Here is a 9,305-nt window from a genome sequence, read left to right on the forward strand (position 1 = left end):
AATTAATAGCAATGCTCCCCGGTCATCTACATTAATGGTTCCAGTATTTACTGACACTCCGATTACTCCATTAGCCCCTAGTTTTTGGGCCCGTTGACTCAATTCGGCGATCGCCTCTCGGTGGCCTTTTTCAAAAATTTGTTCGTAGCTGCCGGTTCTGCCGCCAATTAAATCTCGAATACCGGCAAAAAAGTCCCGCAGAGCATTGGTGCCGTATACCACTTCGGCTGTGACAATGCCATGGTAGCGAGCAATAGTCCGGCCTTGAACAATATCCGTTGTGGAAGTCAGCATAGTTTTAAGATTCTGTTTTAATAATTTTTAACCTCAAGGTTTATTAATGCTACCACCCCTAAAAATCCAAGAAATGCCCACAGTAATTAGGATTGGAAAATTTCGTTTTCATTTTTACTCAGACGAGGGATTAGAACCGGCACACATTCATGTTCGCTCTCCTGATGGTGAATGTAAATTCTGGCTTGAACCAGCAATACTGCTATCTTCTAACCATGACATTCCTGTGCGTGAGTTGCGTAAAGTAGAGAAACTTAGTTTATGAAAATCATCATTTTTTGAGGAACGCTTACTATTTTTGAGGAACGCTTACTATGAATTCCATCACCGTTGATTCCAAAATTGTTATTGAACCCACTGCTGTTAGAGCATGGGCGGAGAAACGAATGATATACATTGAACTCAGTGATGGACGGATCTTTGGCTTTCCTGGCGATCGCTTCCGTATCCTTAAAAAAGCTACCAATGAACAATTGGCAAAGGTCAAAGTTGAAGTGAATGGTTATGCCCTCCGCTGGGAAGAGCTAGATGAAGATATTACTGTCCCTGGAGTAGTGGCCGGCCATTTTCAGTTGCCTTTGACCTAAGGCGATCGCCCTACCCCAGACTAACTGGTCGAGTATTGTCGATCAGATCAGTGATTTCTGCACCAATGCCACTCTTTTCCTGACAATTTTGCGTTTTCTAACAATTCGTCCAAATTCTGTATCTGATATGGCAGTATGATCGAAGAAGATCCCCATTTTGCATTGTATTAGGAACTATTTGTTATGGCGTTACAACTCGGTGATGTTGTCCCCGACTTTACCCAAGAATCCAGCCAAGGCCCCATTTCTTTCCATGAGTGGGCCGGCGATAGCTGGGTTGTCTTATTTTCTCACCCTGCGGATTACACTCCGGTTTGTACCACCGAATTGGGCACTGTTGCCAAACTGAAGCCGGAATTTGATAAGCGCAACGTTAAGGTGATTGCCCTCAGTGTGGACGACGTGGAATCCCATCAAGGCTGGATCTGTGACATTAATGAAACCCAGAATACCAGCGTTAACTATCCCATCTTGGCCGATGGCGATAAAAAGGTGTCCGATCTCTATGGCATGATCCACCCCAATGCCCTCAATAATTTGACGGTGCGTTCTGTCTTCATCATTGATCCCGCTAAAAAACTACGGTTGACCCTCACCTATCCCGCTAGCACTGGCCGTAACTTTGCTGAAATCCTCCGGGTCATTGACTCCCTCCAGTTGACTGATTATCACCAAGTGGCCACCCCGGCTAACTGGCAAGATGGCGACAAGTGTGTGGTGGTGCCCTCCATTTCCACTGAAGAGGCCAAGGTCAAATTCCCCAAAGGTGTGGAAGAGATCAAACCTTACCTGCGCATGACCCCCCAACCAAACAAGTAGTTTTGATCTACACAAATCCTTTCGTCGCGATTGACAGATATTTGAAACACTTTCTGATCCGCCTCCTTGGCCATTAGCCATGGGGGCTGACCGATTGGGTTCTGAGATCAACTTGATCAATTTGATCAATTAAATTCAACAAGCTTTTGAGCAAAGGGGGAGAATAATCATCTACCCTCTTTTTTGTGGCCTTTTGCAAAAATTTCCTCAACTTACTCCGATGATCCAAGTTCTCGATCGCCAGTTGGTGGATTTAATTGCGGCGGGGGAAGTGATTGATTCTCCCTTGGCGGTGGTGCGGGAATTGGTGGAAAATGCCTTGGATGCTGACGCTGATCGAATTTTGGTTCGTCTTTGGTGGGAAGAGTGGCGCTTGGAAGTGCTAGACAATGGCCAGGGCATGGATTTGACGGAACTGAAAACCAGTGGGTTGCCCCATGCCACCAGTAAAATTAGTAGCCAAGCAGATTTACAGCGGATTAAAACTTTAGGTTTTCGAGGAGAAGCCCTCCATAGTTTGGCCCAGGTGGCCCAGTTGACCATTAGCAGTCGCAGTGTGGCCAGTGCGGATTGTGGTTGGCGCATTACCTACAGCCCCCAGGGTCAACCAGAGCAGATTGAACCGGTGGCGATCGCCGTGGGAACCAGGGTGGAAGTGCGGCAACTGTTTGCTAATTTTCCCCAACGTCGGCAGGCTTTTGCCAAAAGTCAACAGTTTTGGCGGCCGATGGTGACCTATCTGCAACAATTAGCCCTCTGCCATCCCCAAGTAACTTGGCAACTGTGGCAGGACGAACGGTTACGGTTGAGCCTTAGCCCTGGCCCCGATGCTGAAGCGATCTTGTTGCAATGCCTGAAATCCCTCCAGGCTAGCCAGCTTGGCCATGGGGAACAATCTTTGCCCCTACCCGCCACCATAGATGATTCAGCGGCATCAGCCCATTTAAGTTTGACCTTTGGCTACCCTGACCGCTGCCATCGTCCCCGCCCAGATTGGTTAATCATTGCCATTAATGGTCGCCCGGTGAATGTGCCAGAGCTAACCCAGACAATTACGACTGCCTTTCACCGCACCTTGCCCCGGCAACGCTATCCCCTGTGTTTTGCCCATTGGCAACTGCCGCCCCAGTGCATCGATTGGCACCGTCACCCTGCGAAAACGGAAATTTATTTGGAGGATATGCCCCACTGGCAGGGACAACTGCAAGCCTTGTTGCAAAAGGAGTTAACCCTAGTAGAAGGCAGTGCCACTCCCCGCTTGAACCAATTGCTCAAGGCGGCGGAACCTGGAGGAGTTTACCAGTTGCAGGCCCCAACCTCCCTCACGGAAACTGTGTTGGGCCAGCCCACTGCCCTCAAGGCGATCGCCCAAATTTGCCAGACCTACATTGTGGTGGAACATGACCGGGGTATGTGGTTGGTGGAACAGCACGTAGCCCATGAACGGGTTTTGTTCGAGGAGTTGCAACGGCATTGGCGCTGTATTTCCCTCGAGCAACCGCTGATCTTACAGGGATTTAATCCGGAACAGGTGGAAAAATTACAAAGTTTAGGGTTGGAAATAGACCCCTTTGGTGAAGATATTTGGGCTGTGCGGAGTTTACCGGCTCTATTGCATGGGCACCCGGAAATTGTGGCAATTCTCCAGGAACTCAGTCAGTTATCTTCCCTCTCCACCGCCCAAGCGGCGATCGCCTGTCGTAGTGCAATTAAAAATGGTACGGAATTGGATCGCAGTGCTTGGAAAACATTGATTGAGCAATGGCAAAAATGTGAAAATCCCCACACCTGTCCCCACGGTCGCCCCATCTATTTGGCCCTGGAAGAATCATCCCTGGCCCGTTTTTTCCGCCGGAATTGGCTTGTTAACCCGAAAACTTCTTCCCCTTAAATTACTGTGAACCGATGCTGGCTTAACCCACTCTTGGTATCACGGGTAACAAATTTATCGGACAGGGCAGGGTTAACTATAAAGGCTAACTCGGTTTTCCCCCAAGGCATTTCCGTCCAAACCATCGGAAATGAAGGGTTTAAGCTGGATTTGCCCCCCTTTCTTCCAATTCTAGAAAACATTGTGTCAGTACTCCTAGAAGGTATTTTTAACGGTTTAAGCACAAGTTCAGTATTACTGATTGCCGCCCTGGGATTGGCGATCGTCTTTGGCCTCATGGGGGTAATTAATCTGGCCCATGGGGAATTGATGATGTTGGGTGCCTACAGCACCTTTGTGGTGCAAAACCTCTTCCAGGGCTTTGGCGACCCTTGGTTTGACCTCTACATTTTTGCGGCTTTGCCCGTTGCTTTCCTGGTGGCGGCGATCGCCGGTCTAGTTTTGGAAAGACAGGTCATCCGCTACTTGTATGGTCGACCGTTGGAAACGTTGCTGGCCACCTGGGGAGTAAGCCTGATTTTGCAGCAGTTCGTCCGCAGTGTGAACTGGATTATGGTATTGGTGGTGGGCATATTTTTACTGCTTTATTTTGGCGGCACCTGGTTAATCAAACGCCAGGCCGGTGGCAAACCTTGGTTAGGGAAAGCCCAGGTAATTCTTTTCTTTCTCTCGGTGACGATCGCCAGCATTAGTGGCTTCGCTGTGGCCCAGGGCAATTCGCCCCTATGGAATCGGGCTTGGTTTGGGGCCAGGAACGTTAACGTCAGTGCCCCCACTTGGTTGCGGGGGGGATTTGCCATTGGCACTTTCCAAGTACCCTCCACCCGGATTTTTATCATTTTCCTGACTCTGCTCTGTTTACTGGCGGTATATTTGATTTTCTACCGTTCCAACTGGGGACTGAGGATTCGGGCCGTTACTCAAAACCGGGGCATGAGCGCTTGTTTGGGGATTCCCACTGGCCAAGTGGATGCTTTGACCTTTGCCCTAGGCTCTGGGCTAGCGGGCATTGCGGGCTGTGCCATTAGTTTTCTCGGGGCGGTGGGGCCCAACATTGGCCAAAACTACATTATCAACACCTTTATGGTGGTGGTGGTGGGGGGCGTCGGTAACCTATTGGGAACCATCATTGCTTCCCTGGCGATCGGGGTATCCAGTGACCTCATCGGTAGTGGCACCCTAATTCGCCTATTTCCCGCAGAGGGAGCCTTGCAACCCCTGTACGAATTTTTCACCTTTTTCGCCACCACCAGTATGGCCCGGGTGTTGGTGTTTGCTTTGATTATTCTCTTTTTGCAAATTAAGCCAGCGGGCATTTTCCCCCCCAAGGGGCGTACCGCAGAGCTATAGCAGTGACCCATCCATTCCCCTCTGGCAGGTCAGTTCTGTTGCTCTGGCCCAAGGGGGTAATTAATTTAGCTAACTTGTTTGTTTATCCCTGGTCATTTTTCCTATGCAAAATCCTCCCCAAAACCCTGGTTCTCCCCTAGGCAAACTCCTAAAGAAGCTAGGTTGGAGTGACTATGCCCTATTTGGAGCGGTGCTGGTTTTTGCCTGTATTCCCTTGATTATTGCCGTTTTATCCCTATCGGATTGGGTGGTGGGTCAATGGTTGCTGAAGAATTTTCCCTTCCTACGGCTCAGGTTAATGGGGCGTTTCCTTTCCTTGGCCATTATTGCTTTGGGCATTGACTTAATTTGGGGCTACACAGGATTGCTCAGCCTGGGCCATGGCATCTTTTTTGCCTTGGGGGGCTACGCCTTTGCTATGTACCTCAATCTCCAGTTGCCGGATGGTCAATTACCGGAATTTTTTGGTCTCTACGGGGTGGACAAACTGCCACTGATTTGGCAACCTTTCCATTCCCTACCGATCACGCTGCTGGCCATGGTATTGGTGCCGGGGGCGATCGCCGCGCTGTTGGGTTATCTGATTTTTCGTAACCGGATTAAGGGGGTATATTTTTCAATTCTGACCCAGGCGGCCCTGTTGGTGTTCTACAACTTTTTCAACGGGCAACAGAAATTAATTAACGGAACCAATGGTTTAAAAACCGATACGGAAAGAATTTTTGGTTACCTGGCCAGTTCCGACGGAGCCCAACTGGTATTTTATGAGCTGACCGTGGTGGCTTTGTTGTTGGTTTATATTCTCTGTCGTTGGCTTACCAGCGGACGCTTTGGGCGCATTTTGGTGGCCATCCGGGACGATGAAACTAGGGTCAGGTTTACGGGCTACGACCCCACGGGATTTAAGGTGTTGGTGTTTGGCATCTCCGGGGCGATCGCCGGTTTATCGGGGGGGTTATACACAGTGCAAACGGGTATTATTACCCCCAGCATTATGGACGTGGCCTTTTCCATTGAAATGGTCATTTGGGTCGCGGTGGGAGGCCGGGCTACCTTAGTGGGGGCAGTGTTGGGAACCCTTTTGGTACGCCTCGCCCAGAGTAGTTTGAGTGAACAATTTCCCGAAGTTTGGCTCTTTTTCCAAGGGGCTTTGTTCCTGATTGTGGTGACGGTGCTCCCCAACGGTATTGTGGGCTGGTGGCAAGAACAGGGCATTGTCCAACTGCGCAATTTATTCCGGGGTAAACCCCAGTTGGCCACCTTTCCCAGCTTGGAAGAAGATCCCCTGGTGCAGGAAGAGCGTCAACAATTCGAAGGGGAACCGGAAGAACCGTAAGCTTTTTAAGGTTGGGCCGACCTTAACCAAGGAAAATTTTCTCCTGCCGAAAAGCATCACTACTCCGCCACCATTACCACTGCAATTTCCCCTGTACAGAATGGGTCAAGGGATAGCAATGGGTATGTTAACCTGGTCTAGTTTTATGGCATTTTCCTATGACAGTCTCTGGGTCCGATCGCCGTTGGCCTAGGGGGGTGACTCCCTATTTGTTTTTGTTGCCCGCTTTGATTATGCTGGCTGCAACGGTTTTCTATCCAGCATTACAGGCTTTTTCCCTCAGTTTTACCCAATACGAACTGGACTTGACCAAAGCCCCTACCTGGGTAGGGTTAGCTAACTTTGAACGGCTTTGGCGGGATAAAGTTTTTTGGCTGACCTTTCGCCACACTCTTCTTTACCTAGTGGGGGTAGTGCCGCTATTAATCATGTTGCCCCTGGGGCTAGCCATTTTGGTTAACCAAAAACTGCGGGGCATTACTTGGTTCCGCATGGCCTATTACACCCCGGTGATTATTTCCATTGTGGTGGCAGGCATTGCGTGGAAAGCTCTCTACGCTTCCAACGGCATCCTCAATCAAATTCTTGCCCTACTAGGATTTAGTGATGGCATCCCCTGGCTCACCAGTCCCCATTTAGCCCTCTGGAGTGTGATGGTGGTGACGGTGTGGAAAGGTTTGGGATATTACATGGTTATCTATTTGGCAGGACTGCAGGCCATTCCCCAGGAACTCTATGAAGCAGGGGCGATCGACGGGGCTGACGGTTGGCGGCAACATTGGGACATCACCATTCCCCTCATGCGGCCCTATTGTTTATTGGTGGGAGTGCTATCTTCCATTTCCGCCCTCAAAGTTTTTGAAGAAGTGTATATCATGACCCAGGGGGGCCCCCTCAACGCTTCCAAAACGGTGGTTTACTACGTTTACGAACGGGCTTTTCAGGACTTGGAAATGAATTACGCTTCGGCGATCGGGCTAGTCCTGTTTTTGGTTATTTTCATTTTTTCGGTGATTAACCTCAAACTTTCCGGCGGTAACCTACCGACCCGTTAAATTGCTGGAAAGACAAAAAAACCTGATGCCAGACCAGTAAAAAAGTTGATGGGATAGACTGGAACAAGCCCTAACGGTTTTGGCGATCGCTCAAAAAGTATCCTTCTGGTTTACTGACTTAATGGTGAGGTTAGTTTTGAAATCGGCTAATTTCCAGGGATTTGGGGCTGGGGAAAAACTGACACAAAAATTTCATATGGTCGTCACAGCCCTGCCATACCCCTCCCCTACATTAATAAATGTCAGCCCAAGCCGTTTTCCCAATTGCTCCTCACCGGGCTGACTTTTTTTCCTAGATTTGTTTTAAGCAATAATCCAGCAAATAAGTGCCACCAAGCCATGAAAGACGTTTCCCTCCATTCTGCCAAACAGACCCCTTCTAAAATTTCCTTGGCCTACCTGGGGCTAGTCCTGGTGGGTATGGGCATTGGTGCTGGGGGGACCTTCGTTCTAACTAATCCCCAATGGGCAGAACACTTAGCAGATCACTCCGTTATTTCCCCTTTGGTAACCAGCCAATCCAGTGCTCCCATTAAAGAGGGCTTAGCAAACAACCTACAAAGTCGTTTAACCCCTAGGGAACCCAGTAATTTTGTGGTGGATGTGGTGGAATCCACCGGCCCTGCTGTGGTGCGCATCAATGCCCAAAAAACGGTTAAATCCCAGGTACCCCAGGCGTTTAACGATCCCTTCTTCCAAAGATTTTTTGGCTCCCAGATGCCTCCCATGCCCAATGAGCGGGTGCAACGGGGAACGGGCTCCGGTTTCATCGTTAGCAATGATGGCAAGATTTTCACCAATGCCCATGTGGTGGATGGGGCCGATGAAGTGACAGTAACCCTCAAAGATGGTCGTTCCTTCCCCGGTCGGGTGATGGGCTCTGACCCTTCTACGGATGTGGCGGTGGTCAAAATTGACGCTGGTGATCTGCCTACCGTGGCCCTGGGGGATTCCGATCGCCTGCAGGTGGGGGAATGGGCGATCGCCATTGGTAACCCGTTGGGCTTAGATAATACTGTCACCACGGGGATTTTGAGTGCTACGGGCCGGCGCAGTGCAGACATTGGTGTGCCCGACAAACGGGTGGAGTTTATCCAAACTGATGCGGCCATTAACCCCGGTAACTCTGGCGGCCCCCTCCTCAATGCGGACGGCCAAGTGATTGGGATGAACACCGCCATTATTCAAAACGCCCAGGGCATTGGTTTTGCCATCCCCATTAATAAAGCCCAGGAAATTGCTGAACAGTTAATTGCCACTGGCAAAGTGGAACACGCCTACCTCGGCATTCAAATGGTGACCATGACCCCGGAACTGCAAAGTCAAATTCGCCAAGAAACGGGTATGGACATTCCTGTGGATAAGGGCGTAGTGATTATGCAGGTTATGCCCAACTCTCCGGCGGCGATCGCCAAACTGCAACAGGGAGACGTGCTCCAATCGCTCCAGGGACAACCGGTAGAAAATGCTGAACAGGTACAATCTCTAGTGGGCAAACTAGCGGTAGGAGACGAAGTGGAACTAGGCATTCTCCGCAACGGCCAAAAAGAGAACTTGAAGGTTACCATTGGTGCTTTGCCGATTACCCCGCCCAACTAAATGATCATTGCTAGGACAAACGGGGGCTTTTCTCCTAAACTTTTAGGATGTTGGATCAAGGCCCGTCGGCAAAAATTTAAGTTGCCCCTCACCCTCCCCAAGGAAGCTCTGGCCAACCTGGGGAGTTTGCAGGTTTAAACCGGTTCCCAATCCCTTTTAACTTTGATTTTTTAGATTTAACTAAAATTATGGTTTGGACCAAAGCCCTCGCCCAAAGTGAGCTTCCCCCCGGTAGTCGTCAAGTGGTTAAGGTAAACCAACAGGCCATTCTGTTGCTGAATGAAGCGGGCACCATCCACGCAGTTAGTAACCAGTGCCCCCATCTCAAATTACCGATGAAAAGCGGCAAAATTAAGGACGGAGCGATTGTTTGT

At 49.7% G+C, this 9,305-nt stretch carries 10 protein-coding genes; 9 read left to right on the forward strand and 1 reads right to left on the reverse strand.

The window, feature by feature from the left end:
* On the reverse strand, window positions 1–294 hold a 294-nt coding region (locus IQ219_RS12070), incomplete at its 3' end, for a YbjQ family protein (protein WP_194072762.1).
* A 73-nt stretch (window positions 295–367) separates the two neighbouring features.
* Between IQ219_RS12070 and IQ219_RS20540 the strand changes: the two genes are divergently transcribed.
* The 9 genes from IQ219_RS20540 to IQ219_RS12115 form a co-directional block, all read left to right on the forward strand.
* Window positions 368–559 carry a DUF4160 domain-containing protein gene (locus IQ219_RS20540; protein ID WP_194019517.1) on the forward strand — a complete coding sequence of 64 codons (192 nt, stop codon included), beginning with the start codon at window positions 368–370 and terminating at the stop codon, window positions 557–559.
* 49 nt (window positions 560–608) lie between these two features.
* Window positions 609–881 (forward strand): DUF2442 domain-containing protein, encoded by a 273-nt coding sequence (locus IQ219_RS12080; RefSeq protein WP_194019480.1) that lies wholly within the window; start codon window positions 609–611, stop codon window positions 879–881.
* Between the two features lie 183 nt (window positions 882–1,064).
* The gene (locus IQ219_RS12085) at window positions 1,065–1,700 is read left to right on the forward strand and encodes a peroxiredoxin (RefSeq protein ID WP_194019481.1); all 636 of its coding nucleotides are present in this window, start codon (window positions 1,065–1,067) and stop codon (window positions 1,698–1,700) included.
* Window positions 1,701–1,920: 220 nt separating this feature from the next.
* Window positions 1,921–3,591: a DNA mismatch repair endonuclease MutL gene (gene mutL / locus IQ219_RS12090; RefSeq protein WP_194072763.1), complete on the forward strand. Its 1,671-nt coding sequence runs from the start codon at window positions 1,921–1,923 to the stop codon at window positions 3,589–3,591.
* 183 nt (window positions 3,592–3,774) lie between these two features.
* Complete coding sequence (gene urtB, locus IQ219_RS12095; protein ID WP_194072764.1) at window positions 3,775–4,941, forward strand: urea ABC transporter permease subunit UrtB; 1,167 nt, start codon at window positions 3,775–3,777, stop codon at window positions 4,939–4,941.
* A gap of 103 nt (window positions 4,942–5,044) precedes the next feature.
* The gene (gene urtC, locus IQ219_RS12100) at window positions 5,045–6,277 is read left to right on the forward strand and encodes an urea ABC transporter permease subunit UrtC (protein ID WP_190596289.1); all 1,233 of its coding nucleotides are present in this window, start codon (window positions 5,045–5,047) and stop codon (window positions 6,275–6,277) included.
* Window positions 6,278–6,435: 158 nt separating this feature from the next.
* On the forward strand, window positions 6,436–7,332 hold the full coding sequence (locus tag IQ219_RS12105; RefSeq protein WP_194072765.1) for a carbohydrate ABC transporter permease: 897 nt from the start codon (window positions 6,436–6,438) through the stop codon (window positions 7,330–7,332).
* Between the two features lie 339 nt (window positions 7,333–7,671).
* Window positions 7,672–8,931: an HhoA/HhoB/HtrA family serine endopeptidase gene (locus tag IQ219_RS12110; protein WP_190596295.1), complete on the forward strand. Its 1,260-nt coding sequence runs from the start codon at window positions 7,672–7,674 to the stop codon at window positions 8,929–8,931.
* A 188-nt stretch (window positions 8,932–9,119) separates the two neighbouring features.
* A partial coding sequence (locus IQ219_RS12115) for a Rieske 2Fe-2S domain-containing protein (RefSeq protein WP_194072766.1) occupies window positions 9,120–9,305 on the forward strand: 186 nt, incomplete at its 3' end.

The organism is Synechocystis sp. LEGE 06083 (genome assembly GCF_015207725.1).
Lineage (GTDB): Bacteria > Cyanobacteriota > Cyanobacteriia > Cyanobacteriales > Microcystaceae > Synechocystis > Synechocystis salina.

Bases quoted from the DNA above. Each gene is read 5' to 3' on its own strand.
- IQ219_RS12110 (WP_190596295.1), top strand. From the start codon at position 7,672: ATGAAAGACGTTTCCCTCCATTCTGCCAAACAGACCCCTTCTAAAATT.
- IQ219_RS20540 (WP_194019517.1), top strand. From the start codon at position 368: ATGCCCACAGTAATTAGGATTGGAAAATTTCGTTTTCATTTTTACTCA.
- IQ219_RS12105 (WP_194072765.1), top strand. From the start codon at position 6,436: ATGACAGTCTCTGGGTCCGATCGCCGTTGGCCTAGGGGGGTGACTCCC.
- urtC (WP_190596289.1), top strand. From the start codon at position 5,045: ATGCAAAATCCTCCCCAAAACCCTGGTTCTCCCCTAGGCAAACTCCTA.
- IQ219_RS12080 (WP_194019480.1), top strand. From the start codon at position 609: ATGAATTCCATCACCGTTGATTCCAAAATTGTTATTGAACCCACTGCT.
- mutL (WP_194072763.1), top strand. From the start codon at position 1,921: ATGATCCAAGTTCTCGATCGCCAGTTGGTGGATTTAATTGCGGCGGGG.
- IQ219_RS12085 (WP_194019481.1), top strand. From the start codon at position 1,065: ATGGCGTTACAACTCGGTGATGTTGTCCCCGACTTTACCCAAGAATCC.